This is a genomic window from Vreelandella sp. 2A-K22 (assembly GCF_054065485.1).
In genome coordinates this window covers 228,665-242,148 of sequence record NZ_JBSUGC010000008.1, presented here as the reverse complement: position 1 = coordinate 242,148, position 13,484 = coordinate 228,665, and the positions used below count along the sequence as shown (strand labels likewise).

Here is a 13,484-nt window from a genome sequence, read left to right as displayed (position 1 = left end):
ACAATTTGGTATCAGTACGGCACACTTAAGCGACAAATTGATCGTATTGATTATGCTCTGCATCACGTCTCACCCGGAGCTCTCTCGACACTCTATGCCGCCTATGCCGCAACTAATCTAGAAGCGCACGGTGGGGTTCCTAGGATCCCGTCAATGATTAAAGTGAAGTCGGGGTTGGCGAAGGCGACGCGACTCTATGATGAACTGGCTAAGAAGACAGGCCAGATATCGGCTGACGAGAGTTTCAGGTTTACGGCGCGGAGGTTAGGGCAATGCACGAGGCCACACATGTAGTCGTCGTTGACGATCATAATGATATACGGGATCTGGTGCGGGAGTATCTTGAGTATCAAGGTTACAAGGTAAGCGTAGCGGAAGGGGGGACGACCCTACGACGAATCCTCGCGCGACAGACGGTCGACCTGATCATTCTCGATGTCATGATGCCCGGTGAGGACGGTATCTCGCTATGCCGGGAGGTTCGGGCATCCGGAGATGTTCCTATCATATTTCTGACTGCGATGGCCGAAGATACAGATCGTATCGTCGGTCTCGAGCTTGGCGCGGACGATTACCTGGTTAAGCCATTCAATCCGCGTGAGCTTCTTGCTCGAATTAGAGCCGTCCTCCGTCGTACCACCAGCTCTACGCCGGCGGGTACTATTTTCAATCGTAGGATAGTGCGCATCGGACATTGGAAGCTCGATTTAGGGCGCCAGGAGATCTTCGGTGACGATGGTGTTGGCATTCCTCTCAGTACAGCGGAATTTCGTCTTCTCAAGGTTTTCATTGAGCGACCTGGGTTAATACTCAGCCGAGAGCAGCTTCTTGATCTGACGGTTGGGAGGACAGCCGACATCTTTGACCGCAGCATTGATAACCAAGTTAGCCGTCTGCGGAAGAAGATTGAGGAAAATGCCAAGAATCCTTCGATCATCAAAACCCATTGGGGCGGTGGCTACAGCCTGTGTACTGAGGTCGTGTTCGAATGATTCGTCTTTGGCGTAAAAGCTTGGCTATACAAATCATCGGGCTGACGCTAGCAGCGTTAATCGTCTCCCAGGCGCTTACCTTCCTTATTTCCATGGATGAGTACACCAAAAAGTTCGATGCAGGGGTAAAAGCTGAATTTATCAGCCGAGCGTCATCAGTGACCCGCTTGGTGGAATCGCTATCGCCGCCATTGAGAGAGCAGGCTCTGCGCGCAAGTGAAGGCAGTTATTTAAGATACTGGTTGACCGACAGCGATCCTGCGGATCCTAATGCCTGGAGATTAGCGGCCCTTTCCCAGCTTTCCCGGCCTTTGGATAGCGCCGTCGATCCAAATGGAACATTAGGATGGGCTGGGTCTCCCCATCCGAAATTACCGAACGTCGACGAAGTGGCCACTGCAAACGCCGATGACCCATGGTGGACGCCAACGCCCTATTTGTGGATGCTGTCACAGCCAACCAAGGTGCTCCAGTTTTCAGGCAGTCTTGGGTATGGGTACAAGGCGCAACTGGGTGACGGGCGTTGGTTGAATGCGGCCTTTTATCAGCACGATAAAGGTAGTTTGTGGACATCTAAGCCTCTGATTTCGCTTGGGCTTACTGCTGTCATGCTCGCTTTGATCAGCATTTTTATAGCAAGCCGTATCGCCCAACCACTACGAAATCTGGCCACAGCCGCTGAAGCTTTAGGGCGAGGGCAAAACCTGCCGCCATTGTTGGAAGAGGGGCCAGAAGAGATCAGGCGCACAGCTCAATCCTTCAATAAGATGCAAAGCCGTCTACATCGTTTCGTAGAGGATCGGACGAAGATGCTTGCAGCGATTGGCCATGATTTACGGACGCCGCTGACCTCGCTTCGGTTAAGAGCCGAATTCGTTAACGACGAAGATATCCAGCGTAAGATGATAGCGACAATTGACGAGCTGCAGTCGATGACGGAAGCCGCGATTTCGTTCGCACGTGGAGAGTCGATTAAAGAGGAAACGCGCACCATTGATCTGGAAGCGCTTGTGGGGAGTATTTGTGACGACCACGCTGATCTGGGACATCCGGTCACCCATGTCGAGAGCGTTAAGATGAAGTACCGTTGTCGACCAGATAGCCTTCGCCGCGCGTTAAGAAACCTGGTCGAGAACGCGGTGCGTTATGGGGGTGAGGCAAAAGTGTCTCTTCGGGAGACTCCTTCCACGGTTGATATCGTCGTTGAAGACCGTGGGCCAGGGATTCCGGACGACATGAAAGAGAAGGTTTTCGCGCCTTTTGTCCGGCTTGAAACGTCGCGAAACAGACAGACCGGAGGCATCGGTCTCGGCCTCTCGATAGTGCGTGCAGTCGCACGGCAGCACGGGGGAGATATCTCGTTTTTCAATGGCGAAGCCGGTATGCAAGCCATCATTTCGCTTCCCAGAGAAGGCAGTGTAGACGCAGCGCCAGTGCGAAAAGAGCGTATCTGGCGACTCAAAAAAACTTCACGATCCGTGCGAAGTGCTCACTCACCGAAATAGCCTGTTTCTTGCCCTGACACTCCAGTAACCATGCCCAATATGGCAAGGCAAACTCATCACATTGTTTATTATGATTTAGCGTTAGTGGCACAGTTCGCTACAAAATAACCAAAACTACGGTATATCGTGGACACAACCATCACCTACCATCCTCGTTGTCGCCGTAGAGCTTAGTTAGCTCGGCACCGTAATCTCTAGCATAGAGCGAGGACAATATGCCGACACTACCAATGCACCGCTTGAGCAAATTGGCTCCGTACTTTCTCAGCGTTCTGCGAATCTTTGCCGCTGGGTCTTTCCTGACACATGGGACGATGAAGCTTTTCAACTGGCCCGCCCCTTTCGAGTATCCCCTTAACCCCATGCTTTATACCGCTGGCATCCTGGAAGTAGTGGGCGGGTTGTTGCTAATAATAGGTCTGTTCTCGCGACCAACGGCTTTCTTACTTTCTGGTTTAATGGCATTTGCCTACTTTATCGCGCACAGCTCGAACAGTTTTTTTCCTGTTCTCAACCACGGTGAAGCGGCCATGCTTTATTGCTTCATCTTTCTCTATATTAGTGCCGCAGGCCCTGGCGTGTGGAGCTTTGATGTTTCGCGTGCGCAAAGCCGGGTGGGGTGAGACCGTTGTTTGAAACCATCCCCTCATGCCATCCCTTTATGATAAGTTCCAGCTGAAATGCGGGAGGAAACCTATGAACTCGCTCAAACAGGCTGTCCGGGCTTATACCAGCCGCTACGCCGACAACCGTGGTATGGCGCTAACCCCGATTCCGGGGTTACGTATGATGTGCCTCAAGGCGCCATCCGGCGACCTGCATTCGGTTTACAGGCCGCTGATATGCCTGGTTCTGCAGGGTGCGAAGCGCTTAATAGTAGGAAATGAGGAACGGGTTTTTTCTAGCGGGCAGTCCGTCCTCGTTAGTGCTGACATGCCGGTCATCGGACGGGTCGTGCAAGCAAGCCCGAGCGAGCCCTATCTGGCGATCGCTGTCGAACTGGAGGTGGCGCTCTTGCGCGAACTCACCGCCCATATCGATACCCCCCGCCCGCAGCGCACTTCAGGGATGCCTACGCTATTCGCCGTCGACACCGAAGCCGCACTGCTCGATTGCGCATCACGGCTGATGCACCTGTTGGATCGCCCCGAAGCGGCGCCGCTCTTGAGCCCAGGAATCATGCGGGAGCTGCACTACTGGCTCCTATCAGGGCCCCACAGCGATGCTTTGCGGGCGCTGGCAGACCCGGACAGCCATGCAAGCCGTCTTGCCGCCGCCATTACGGTACTCAGAGCTGAGTATCAGTCGCGTGTGCCCATTGAGCGACTTGCGGCAGAAGCGGGAATGAGTAGCACCTCGTTTCATAAGCACTTTAAGCACATGACGTCGCTCACGCCGGGGCAGTACCAGAAGCGACTTCGCCTGATTGAAGCGCGCCGCTTGATGCTCAATGAAGGATTCTCTGCGAGCAGCGCTGCTTTTGAAGTGGGCTACGAGAGCGTGCCCCAGTTTACCCGTGAATATGGGCGGCTGTTTCAGAAGCCGCCGAAACAGGACGCTTTGCGAGCTCGAAGATCTATTGAACATAGAGTATCGCCGTTAACGGTTACAACAGCGTGATCTTTGCATCCCATTTAATGCGTAAGCGTGTTGGCCAGTATGCCTTTTGCTAAACTTTGGCGCGTCGCAAACAGAAAAATTGAATTCACTCTAACTAGCTATGGACGGTCATGATGGTCACTTCAAGAACGATCTCTCTTGCCTCTCAACGTGTCATGTTGTGCGCCATTCTCCTGGTGGCGCTGGTGCTCGGTGTTGGATATCAGGCCCGTGCCGCCGAGCCTTCCAATGACGTCAGACAGACGGTGGATCAGCTGCTCCGGTTGGTTGATGAGCGGCTTGCTATTGCACCCGATGTTGCAAAGGCTAAATGGAACTCTGGTGCTCCTATTGATGCTCCCGCACGAGAAGCGCAAATTCTAGAGAGGGTCGTGGCTGAAGCCACGCGGGCGGGTATCGATGAAGCCTTTGCCCAGACGTTTTTCAAACATCAGTTTGAGGCAAGCAAGGTTATCCAGCATCGGCTCCATGAACAATGGAGGCAAACAGAGCAGCCTCCCTTTGAATCCCCGCCAGACCTTGCCGAAGATATTCGCCCCCAACTTGACCAATTGACACCACAACTGATGGCTTCACTTCGCGACTTTCAGGTTGTTGCTGAAAGCGAAGGAGTTAGACAATATCTTGAAAATAATGCCGAAGCCTTGGTGAATGACGGCGTAGGAGGTGCCGCTCGGCAAGAGGCATTACGCCCACTTTACGAAGCCACCGACACTGCCAATGTGGAGGTGCAATAAGCTCAGCGTTGGCAAGAAAGGGGCGTGTATCTACTCGGATAACTGTCATGCGCCTCCCAGCCTGCGGACTTTTATCGACCTGCTGCGAGAGTTGCGAGCTTAGTCTCTATTAGGCCAATCCACACTGAATAAGCGCAGCGAACGTTTTGGCTGCTTCAACGTGTTGTGTCAGGAGCGTTAACGCTGCCTCGTTATTGTCGGTGTATGGTCAGTAACCCCGCTATTAGGCGACTTACCTCTTGTGCTGACTAGGTGGCTTTTGGGGCGGGCTTGGGTATGGCGCTGCCGGCCCTTGCCAGCCCCGCGGTAAAGGCAATGCATGCGAAGACCAGCACAGCGTAGTCGGGGGGCAGCCGATCCATCAAAAAGCCAAAGAGTGGGGCGCCAGCCGTCTGGCCGATCGCGATGGTCAGGAAGCCAATCATCAGACCTGTGGCGGGCCGGTCGGGCAATGCCGTGACGCCCCATACCAGATAGACACCTGTCACCATGATGTAAGCAGCACCGAACAGCATGCCACCGACGATTGCCAGTAGGGGAGTGGTGGCGCTGGTACCAACCAAAAGAATGCCTGCTGCCAATGCCCCCAGAAAAAGCCAATGCACCCGGTCGATCCCGAAGCGCGCCACTAACGTGCCTGCGCCTGCGCCCACAATACCGGCGGCGCCAATAGCAATCCAAAGCAGCCCTGCGCCGGTATTGCCCCAGCCAAGCTGCAACGCGACGAGTTTGCCGCCGAAAGACCAAATAGCGGTGCTGGACGCGCCCATCAGAAAAGCAGCCGCGATCAAGCGCATAACAACGTTGTTAAAGGGCGGTAAGCCGCCCGAGGTCTGGGTCGCTTTGGTGCGGGTGGGTACGCTGATTGCGGCGACTACCGCCATCACAAAAGCGGCCACGGCAAAACACGCGAACGCCAACCGCCATTGACCGCCCATCAGTAACGCGACTGGCCCTGAAAGCACCACACCGGCACTCGTTCCGGCATTAATGATCGTGTTGGTGGCACTCTGCCGTTTAGGGCGGACGGCGGCGGCCACCGCTGCCGCCATGGGCGGAGAGGCTAACCCCGTACTTGAGCCTGCCAGCATGACCGCGCAGGCGAGTAATAGTGGGGAGGGAGCCATGGCGATGCCCGCCATGCCGACGGTCGCGACCAGTGCCGCGCCAATGGCGACGGCGCGAGCACCGATCCGCTCGGTCAGATACGCCGATAAAATGATGGCGACACAGTAGCCCAGAAATGATCCACCCGATATGAAACCACTCAAGGTGGGCGTGAGAGCAAGGTCAGTGTCGATCTGGGGCAGGAAGAGTCCGAAGGCGAAGCGCGCAAAGCCATAGCACACCGCAATCAGGCCAAACCCCGTCGCACTGAGGTACACGCTCGGGCTCATGATCGTGCCTGCTTGAGCAGTGCTAATGCGGCTTTGTGTGCCGAGACTACCGCCCCCGGGCCACGGTAAATCGCGGCCGCGGTGGCGCCTTCGTACAGGATAAGGATCTGCTCGGCGAGTTCCGGCATCTCCTGTTCATCGTTTTCTATCGCGACAATGTCCTGGATCTTGTCATAAAGCCTTGCCTTGTGAGCCAGCACTGCCTCAGTGATTGCCGGTGTGTCACCGCCGGTTTCGCCGTAAGCACGCAAAAAGAGGCATCCTCTTGCGCTCTCGCTCCTTATCCATTCTTCCAGCGCGTCGAAGAGTGCATCAACGCTGCCCACTTCGATGTGTGGCTGGAACCGTCGATGGCGCTCTTTGAGCACCTCCGTTATCAGCGCCGTTTTGCTACCCGCATGCTTGTAGAGCGTTCGGCTCGACATGCCAGCCGCCTTGGTTAGCTTGTCCATCCCGGTGGCGGTAAAGCCGTGCCGGTCGAAAAGCTGCTCTGCTGCTGAAATAAGCTTTGTTTTGGTATCCATGCGAGCAGTGTAAAACGATCATTTTACATCGTCAATTTTTACCTACTCGTGATGAAATACGAAGAATTCACATCTTGTTGAGCATCTCCACCGCTTCATCGAAGTGGCCGTCGCGCTCCGCCCAGCGCAGGAAGTTGACGTTTTCCACGAGAATTTCCTTGGGTGTGGGTTTTTCGTGGAACAGCGTCATGACTTCGTCGATAAAGTCATCGAGCGGCATATAGCCTTTGCGGGTCGACTGGCCGGGTGTCAGTTCCGTCTGCACGGCGGGAGGTGCCAGTTCGATAAGCTCGACCTTGCCCTTGAGCTGTTCGCGGAGCGAAATCGTATAGGAGTGAATGGCCGCCTTGGTGGCGTTGTAGGTGGGCGTGCCGCTTAACGGCACAAACGCCAACCCGGACGATACGTTCACGATCGTCGCGTCTGGCTGGCTTGTCAGGTGGTCGGTCAGTGCGTTGGTCAGCCGGATAGGCCCAAGCAGATTGGTGACGACCGTTTGTTCGGCATCAATGAGGTCATGGGTACTGGTCAAGTCCTCGCGGCGCATGATACCCGCATTGTTGATCAGCACGTTAAGGCGGGGGTGCTCGGCGATGACATGCTCAGCAAAGGCCACAATTGCTCGCGGATCCTCTACATCGACGACCATCGCGTGCATATTTTGGTGACCGGCAATGGTTTCCTCCAGCGTTTCCATGCGTCGTCCAGCGACGATGACGGTGTTGCCCAGCGCGTTAAAGCGTAGAGCAAGCTCACGGCCAATGCCGGAGCCACCGCCGGTGATGAGAATGGTGTTTCCTGATGTTTTCACTGTTATACACTCCGCCTATCATTAGGATTCAATGTCATCAATATGGACATCGATAGTCGCGCAGCTCGAACCGCTTCGTTGGTGAGGCCCCTGAACGGCTGCGCTGACCTTTACTTTTTAACAATTCCACGGCGGCAGGGCTTGCCAACCCTTGCGCAAAACTTGCCTGATCCTGCAGGGGCGGGTGAATACCTTCAGCATCTTGCTAACGTTGAGTTGAAAGGCGGGAGAAAATCAGACGAATCCACTCAAATAGGCCACCCGGACGTATGCCAAGCGCAGCTAAACAGTCTGCGCTGTCAGAAAACTATCGAGGCAGCCAGTAACCATGCAGCGATGTCCCTGCGAATAGGCGCTTGGGCACTTGATTACTCGGGTAGTCTGGCAATGACCTTGATTTCAAAATCGAAACCTGCCAGCCATGTCACGCCGACCGCTGTCCAGTTTGGGTAAGGTTTTTCCGGAAACGCGCGCGCCTTGGCTTCCAGCCAGATAGGGAATTGGGCCTCCGGGTCAGTATGAAAGCTCGTCACATCGACGATATCGTCAAAGCTTGCGCCCGCTGCTTCCAGTACTCTTTGTAGGTTGTCGAAAGCAAGCTGCACCTGAGCAGCAAAATCTGGCTCGGGCGAGCCGTCCTCACGGCTGCCCACTTGGCCCGAGACAAACAGAAAATCGCCCGAGCGAACAGCGGCGGAATAGGTATTCTGGTCATAAAGTGCCTGGCGGCCGGAGGGGAAAACAGCGTCACGCTTAGCCATGTGAATCTCCATCAGTAGGTCGAAACCGACCCGTTGTTTACGATGAAGTCACTTTAGACCTCCATTTTTGGTAGATAAACGGCGAATTCTGTTCAACATTGTTTGTAGTTTTCAAACAATCAAAGGTGTTTGGCACCCTCATGGATCGTTTTAACGCAATGCAGGCTTTTGCTCGGGTCGTGGAGACGGGCAGCTTTACCAAGGCAGCTGAAACACTTCACATGAGCAAAACCAGCGTGACGCAACTCGTGCAACAATTAGAGGCACGGCTACGGGTAAAGCTGCTCAACCGCACCACGCGCAAGGTGAACGTAACGGCTGACGGCGCCGCCTATTACGAGCGCGTTATAAAGCTATTAGCCGATATGGATGATGCTGAAACCAGCCTGTCCAACGCCTCGGTGTCGCCTCGCGGCCGACTAAGGGTGGACGTGCCCAGCCCTTTCGCGCGCATGATCTTGATACCAGCTTTGCCTGCTTTCCACGCTCAATACCCCGATATTCAAATTGATATGGGGGCGAGTGACCGCATGGTGGATCTGATCGGTGAAAGCGTGGACTGTGTGGTGCGCGGCGGAGAACTCACGGATTTATCGTTAGTGGCGCGCCGCGTAGGCGACCTGAAGATCGGTATTTACGCCGCGCCGAGCTATCTGGAAAGCGCTGGTTTGCCTTTGCACCCGCAAGAACTCTCAGCTCCCCCTCACTACATTGTAGGGTTCCGATGGGCCCGTGCCGGGGCGTCTTCTCCCTACGCCATGTACCGCAACGGAGAGCGCGTTACCGTACAAGGGCGCTATGTGATTTCGGTCGATGACGGTAATGCCGGTCTTGCGGCAGGCATAGCGGGGCTCGGCGTAGTGTGGCTTCCTGACTACATGGTCAGTGAGCACGTATCTCGCGGGGAGCTGGTTCGCCTATTTGATGGCTGGCATCTCGACCCAATGCCGATGTACGTCGCTTTTCCACCGAATCGGCACGTAAGCGCCAAGCTGCGCGTGTTTATCGATTGGGTTGTGGAGTTGATGGCTCAGCATGCGCCCATGGTTGATCGACGGGGGCAGTAGCGATACAAGTAGCTAGTTCACTAGCGCTTTACTCTGGTAATTCCATGAACGGACACTTATTTTTTTAGCACGGGAGCGTTCGGGGCTTTATGCATAGACTTAATCTGTGGCCGCTCCGCCATGATGCGCCCCAGACGCTCTAGAGCCAGTTCGAGCCGCTCAACCAAGCCTTCCAACAGTACACGGCGGTCAGCGGGCACGTCACCGTAAGCCTCTATTGCCTCTTCCAACTGCTGGCCTGCTTCGCGAATTCCTTGTGGCTGGCACCCGTTGGCGCTCTCTTCAAACCCGCCAGCTAGCGTGTCTAGTAGGTGGCGATGCGCCTCGCGAATTCGCGGGTGCGGTGCATCATCAAGCCGATCACGCAGGCGCAGCGTAGCGGTGCCAACATCCAACCCGGTCAAACCAAGAATAAACAGGTGGCGTTGGTCTTCGGGTAGCATGTCGTCATGCTGCGCCAGTTGCAGAAGCCGATCCGCCATGTGGCCGCTGAAGCGGGTTTCGGCGTCGCGAATCGAGCGCTGGCTTAGCTCATGGATATCGGTGGAAATCGCATTGATTAAACGTCGCCGCCGAAGTCGGGTGCCCAGCCCCGGCAGTAGACGAAAGCCCATTACCACGCAGCTTAGCCCAATCACTACGGCCACCACCCGGTTGGCAAAACTGTCGAACGAGAAATCCATGCCGTTGCCGGGCATGGTTAGCAGAATATTGAAGATAGTGAAGGCTAGGCAGTAGCCCATGGTGGCTAGGTTAGTGGCACCTAATAGTCCTAAGAACAGCGGTGTACCAAACAGCATTGCTAGCATCGGAAAACCGTTGGCCTGGGAGAGCAATACATGGCCGAACAGAAAAGCGCTAGGAATCGCCGCCAGCATACCTTTATAAAACATCATGGTGATGGCGAGGGGATTGTCACGGCTGGCGAAAAAGGCGGAAAACAGTGTGCCCAGCATCATCGCGATCATGGCGCTCTGCCAGGCGGTGACGATCCAGAAAGTCGCCAGTAGCGAAAATACTAGCCCTGAGCGAATGGCGTTAATACCGGCGGCGAGGTGATCGCGGTGCCAGGCCAGTGGCGATGAGCGCAGTTTATGGCTCTCCGGCGAGGCAATCGCCTCCCGGGCATCGAGCATGATCATGGCGTGGCCGATCGATTCACGTAGCCCCAACCGCAGACGTCGATCGAGGGGAGCTAAGCTGGCCTCTTCCTCGCTTTCATGAACCCGGTGGCGTAGCGACTGGAGAGCTTTTCTGGCCTCAATGACCCCTTTGACGTGTTCAGCATCGCGAAAGCCTTTTGCGACCTCGCCCGCGAGTTCGATACTTTGCGGAGCGAGTCGGTCAGCGTGGTCGTGCATCAGTTGGTGCAGCGCCTGCAGGTTGGCGAAAAAGCGCAGCGTGCGGCGGGTTAGTACATGGGCTGCCCGAACTCGGCCGGGGCCTACCGGGCCTTCAAAGCGGGCGGCCTGGCTATCGGTTTCCAGCAGGGTTAACGGCACGAGGCTGCTGCGCAGGGCTTTCTGCATCGCCGGGATATCGTCGCTGGCTTCCAAACGCAGGGCGGCATGCTCGAAGGCTTCGTTGATCACGCTGTCGGCCTGGGTGGCAAGGTGGGCGCCCACATGGGACGGCCAGAGCAGCGAGCTGACCAGCATGGCGCAGATGGCGCCCAGCCCCAGTTCGGTAAGGCGCGCCACGGCGATATCGAAGATCCCAGCGGGCGTGCTACCGCTGGAGATGACCACGATCAGCATGGCCGTTACGGAGGCCATCAGACAGCCGTAGGTGTAGTTATTACGCCACAGCGAGCCCACGTAAGTGCATAGCATAATCCAAGCGGTAAGCACGATAAGCGCAGGTACGCGGGCCTGGGCGAATAGGGCCATGATCGTGATGCCCGCCACGGCGCCAATCAAGGTGCCGCCAAGCTGGCAGATGCCTTTCTCAACCACCATGCCACTCATAGGGCGAATCTGCAGAAATGCCGCCGAGATCAGCGCCCAGTAGGGGCGCTCCAAGTCGAACATAAGCGCGATATAGAGCGCGAGCATCATCGCCAGGGTGGTCTTGATCGCAAACTTGACCGCCGTAGCGTTGGGTGTCAGGTAGGTGCTAACAAACGGCGACATGGCTTACTCAGGCTGCTCGGCAGCGTTTTTAGCAGGGCGGATACGCACGGTTGCGGTCATGCCGACGCTCAGCAGGGTGTCATCAGGAACGTCTTCTAGTGCAATGCGCACCGGAATACGCTGAGCCAGGCGCACCCAGCTAAAGGTGGGCTCCACTTGCGGTAGCAACTGCTGGTTAAGGGTTGTGTTGCTATCGGCAATGCCTCGGCCAATACCCACCACTCGGCCCTCCAGATGGGTGTCGCCGTTCATCAGAATCACATCCACCGGATCGCCCATGTCGATCGACGTCATTTTGGTCTCTTCGAAATAACCCACGACATAGAAGGAATTATCCGCGATTAGCGCCATTACCGGCGTGCCGCGATTAGCGTAAGTGCCAGCGGTAAGGTGGACATTGAGGATATGGCCGCTTACCGGCGCGGTTATTTGGGTGCGCGCTAAATCAAGCTGGGCACTGGCCAGCTCCGCCTGAGCCTGCTGTAAATCGGCGGCGGCAATGCGCGAGTTGATCTGGGCAATCTGCTGGTTTTCTGCGCTAATCGCACGATTGTTGCTCAACTGGTTACGTCGACTCTCCTCGGCGCGGCTTAGCTCCAGGGTTGCCTGGCGATGGTCAACCGTGGCCTGGGCGCTGTCCACCGCCGCTTGGTAACGCGTGTTATCGATCTCAAACAGCGTATCGCCTTGGGCAACATGGTCGGTGTCCACGACTTCAAGTGTGCGTACCCAGCCAGAGACATCGGGGGCAATCGTCACCACTTCCGCATGAACCCGAGCGTCACGAGTCCAGGGGGTATAGAGGTAGTAGTGCCATAGCCATGCACCGGCGGCAACGGCAATGGCGACAATAACGAGGGTGAGCAAAATACGGAGCGAAGGGCGCATCGGCGATTCTCTCAAGGGCTGTCTTAAGGGCTTTGAAGCAAAACAGTAAAAATGAACGTGGTGGCAGCGGTGAGGATGACAAATAATGAAATGTCGAACCACGCCTCGTACCAGAGCGCGTACTCGCCGACCACCCAGTGCAGTAGTGAACGAATGGTCAGCGTAGCCACAAAGCCGATCAGCGCGTAGATCAACAGAGGGCTTAAGTAGATGCCACCGACAGCGATTTCGTGAAGACCCATAACATCCTTAAGTGGCCTGGAAGTAACGACAATGGGAGGCGCTAAATGGGGCTAATGACGTGCCAGACATTTATCCCCTGCCAGTGAAAGTGATTCAGCACCAGTATAGAGAGCGAGAGCATAGTTTGCCTTATAACGGCGAACGAGGTGTAGGTTCGTGTGCGGTGGCCCTGGTTGGGTTCATTCCCAGCCCCGCTCGCGGGTGTGCTAAAGTGCAGCTTCGTTGTTTTCCTTTGTTTATCCTCTGAATAGTTGACTGTTGCCCGTGAGAACAGATAGCCGCCTCTCTCGTATGCTGCATGTGCTGCTGCACATCGCGCGGGAATCCCAACCGATTACTTCAGAGCAGATTGGCGCCATGCTGGGCACCAATGCTGCCGTGGTGCGGCGCACTATGGCGGGCCTTCGTAAGGCGGGCTATGTAAAGTCTGAAAAGGGGCACAACGGCGGCTGGCGCATCGCCTGTGATTTGCACAGCGTAACGCTGCTGGATATACACAACGCCGTAGGCGGACCGCGCATTTTCGCCATCGGCACCGACCGTGATAACCCGGACTGCGCGGTAGAGCAGGTGGTTAATGCGGCGCTTTTTGATGCCATGCGCGAAGCAGAAGCGCTACTGATCGACCGCTTGGGAGCGGTCACGCTGGCGGAACTAGCCACTCAGTTTGACGATATTGCGACGCGCAAAGGCTACCAGCTGCCGACGCCTTAATCTTCACCACCAACCCGATTAGCGTTAATCGGCATTCTCAACATTGCCATTGACCTCTGTACGCTTTTTAATGTATCAATAAAAGATACATGA

The 13,484-nt window shown here is 55.7% G+C and carries 14 protein-coding genes; 7 read left to right on the top strand and 7 right to left on the bottom strand.

Translation table 11 applies throughout. The features are described from left to right. Positions 1–272: 272 nt before the first annotated feature. The 5 genes from ACW17M_RS13035 to aroQ all read left to right on the top strand — a co-directional run bounded on the left by ACW17M_RS13035 (position 273) and on the right by aroQ (position 4,854). Positions 273–992: a response regulator gene (locus ACW17M_RS13035; RefSeq protein ID WP_141439846.1), complete on the top strand. Its 720-nt coding sequence runs from the start codon at positions 273–275 to the stop codon at positions 990–992. A gap of 20 nt (positions 993–1,012) precedes the next feature. Further along, positions 1,013–2,497 carry an ATP-binding protein gene (locus ACW17M_RS13030; protein ID WP_457547584.1) on the top strand — a complete coding sequence of 495 codons (1,485 nt, stop codon included), beginning with the start codon at positions 1,013–1,015 and terminating at the stop codon, positions 2,495–2,497. A 215-nt stretch (positions 2,498–2,712) separates the two neighbouring features. Then, the gene (locus ACW17M_RS13025; RefSeq protein ID WP_083868754.1) at positions 2,713–3,120 is read left to right on the top strand and encodes a DoxX family protein; all 408 of its coding nucleotides are present in this window, start codon (positions 2,713–2,715) and stop codon (positions 3,118–3,120) included. 73 nt (positions 3,121–3,193) lie between these two features. After that, positions 3,194–4,117 carry an AraC family transcriptional regulator N-terminal domain-containing protein gene (locus ACW17M_RS13020; protein ID WP_457547583.1) on the top strand — a complete coding sequence of 308 codons (924 nt, stop codon included), beginning with the start codon at positions 3,194–3,196 and terminating at the stop codon, positions 4,115–4,117. Positions 4,118–4,227: 110 nt separating this feature from the next. After that, on the top strand, positions 4,228–4,854 hold the full coding sequence (gene aroQ / locus ACW17M_RS13015) for a gamma subclass chorismate mutase AroQ (RefSeq protein WP_457547582.1): 627 nt from the start codon (positions 4,228–4,230) through the stop codon (positions 4,852–4,854). 248 nt (positions 4,855–5,102) lie between these two features. Here the strand turns inward: aroQ and ACW17M_RS13010 are convergent, their stop codons facing one another. From ACW17M_RS13010 to ACW17M_RS12995, 4 genes are all read right to left on the bottom strand, one after another. Further along, positions 5,103–6,251, bottom strand: coding sequence for an MFS transporter (locus ACW17M_RS13010; protein WP_141439843.1), 1,149 nt, complete (start codon positions 6,249–6,251; stop codon positions 5,103–5,105). Further along, a complete protein-coding gene (locus ACW17M_RS13005) occupies positions 6,248–6,775 on the bottom strand; it encodes a TetR/AcrR family transcriptional regulator (RefSeq protein WP_457547581.1) in 528 nt (175 codons plus the stop codon). Before ACW17M_RS13005 ends, ACW17M_RS13010 begins: the two co-directional genes overlap by 4 nt. A gap of 67 nt (positions 6,776–6,842) precedes the next feature. Then, complete coding sequence (locus tag ACW17M_RS13000) at positions 6,843–7,586, bottom strand: SDR family oxidoreductase (RefSeq protein WP_457547580.1); 744 nt, start codon at positions 7,584–7,586, stop codon at positions 6,843–6,845. 368 nt (positions 7,587–7,954) lie between these two features. Further along, positions 7,955–8,347, bottom strand: coding sequence for a RidA family protein (locus ACW17M_RS12995; RefSeq protein ID WP_022519639.1), 393 nt, complete (start codon positions 8,345–8,347; stop codon positions 7,955–7,957). Between the two features lie 140 nt (positions 8,348–8,487). On the opposite strand from ACW17M_RS12995, the gene ACW17M_RS12990 reads away from it, so the two are divergent. After that, positions 8,488–9,414 carry a LysR family transcriptional regulator gene (locus ACW17M_RS12990; RefSeq protein WP_039858876.1) on the top strand — a complete coding sequence of 309 codons (927 nt, stop codon included), beginning with the start codon at positions 8,488–8,490 and terminating at the stop codon, positions 9,412–9,414. 56 nt (positions 9,415–9,470) lie between these two features. On the opposite strand, the gene ACW17M_RS12985 is transcribed toward ACW17M_RS12990, so the two are convergent. From ACW17M_RS12985 to ACW17M_RS12975, 3 genes are read right to left on the bottom strand one after another with little or no spacing between them, the layout of a single operon-like run. Continuing rightward, positions 9,471–11,546 (bottom strand): FUSC family protein, encoded by a 2,076-nt coding sequence (locus ACW17M_RS12985; protein WP_457547579.1) that lies wholly within the window; start codon positions 11,544–11,546, stop codon positions 9,471–9,473. A gap of 3 nt (positions 11,547–11,549) precedes the next feature. After that, positions 11,550–12,434 (bottom strand): efflux RND transporter periplasmic adaptor subunit, encoded by an 885-nt coding sequence (locus ACW17M_RS12980; protein WP_400668222.1) that lies wholly within the window; start codon positions 12,432–12,434, stop codon positions 11,550–11,552. Between the two features lie 23 nt (positions 12,435–12,457). Continuing rightward, positions 12,458–12,676, bottom strand: a complete 219-nt coding sequence (locus tag ACW17M_RS12975; RefSeq protein ID WP_022519635.1) for a DUF1656 domain-containing protein — start codon at positions 12,674–12,676, stop codon at positions 12,458–12,460. Between the two features lie 265 nt (positions 12,677–12,941). On the opposite strand from ACW17M_RS12975, the gene ACW17M_RS12970 reads away from it, so the two are divergent. After that, a complete protein-coding gene (locus tag ACW17M_RS12970; RefSeq protein ID WP_027957229.1) occupies positions 12,942–13,391 on the top strand; it encodes an Rrf2 family transcriptional regulator in 450 nt (149 codons plus the stop codon). Positions 13,392–13,484: the final 93 nt, after the last annotated feature.

What these genes read in the sequence shown, in the direction of transcription:
- ACW17M_RS13035 (WP_141439846.1), top strand. Translation starts at nt 273, where the DNA reads ATGCACGAGGCCACACATGTAGTCGTCGTTGACGATCATAATGATATA.
- ACW17M_RS13025 (WP_083868754.1), top strand. Translation starts at nt 2,713, where the DNA reads ATGCCGACACTACCAATGCACCGCTTGAGCAAATTGGCTCCGTACTTT.
- ACW17M_RS13020 (WP_457547583.1), top strand. Translation starts at nt 3,194, where the DNA reads ATGAACTCGCTCAAACAGGCTGTCCGGGCTTATACCAGCCGCTACGCC.
- aroQ (WP_457547582.1), top strand. Translation starts at nt 4,228, where the DNA reads ATGATGGTCACTTCAAGAACGATCTCTCTTGCCTCTCAACGTGTCATG.
- ACW17M_RS13010 (WP_141439843.1), bottom strand. Translation starts at nt 6,251, where the DNA reads ATGAGCCCGAGCGTGTACCTCAGTGCGACGGGGTTTGGCCTGATTGCG.
- ACW17M_RS13005 (WP_457547581.1), bottom strand. Translation starts at nt 6,775, where the DNA reads ATGGATACCAAAACAAAGCTTATTTCAGCAGCAGAGCAGCTTTTCGAC.
- ACW17M_RS12995 (WP_022519639.1), bottom strand. Translation starts at nt 8,347, where the DNA reads ATGGCTAAGCGTGACGCTGTTTTCCCCTCCGGCCGCCAGGCACTTTAT.
- ACW17M_RS12990 (WP_039858876.1), top strand. Translation starts at nt 8,488, where the DNA reads ATGGATCGTTTTAACGCAATGCAGGCTTTTGCTCGGGTCGTGGAGACG.
- ACW17M_RS12985 (WP_457547579.1), bottom strand. Translation starts at nt 11,546, where the DNA reads ATGTCGCCGTTTGTTAGCACCTACCTGACACCCAACGCTACGGCGGTC.
- ACW17M_RS12980 (WP_400668222.1), bottom strand. Translation starts at nt 12,434, where the DNA reads ATGCGCCCTTCGCTCCGTATTTTGCTCACCCTCGTTATTGTCGCCATT.
- ACW17M_RS12975 (WP_022519635.1), bottom strand. Translation starts at nt 12,676, where the DNA reads ATGGGTCTTCACGAAATCGCTGTCGGTGGCATCTACTTAAGCCCTCTG.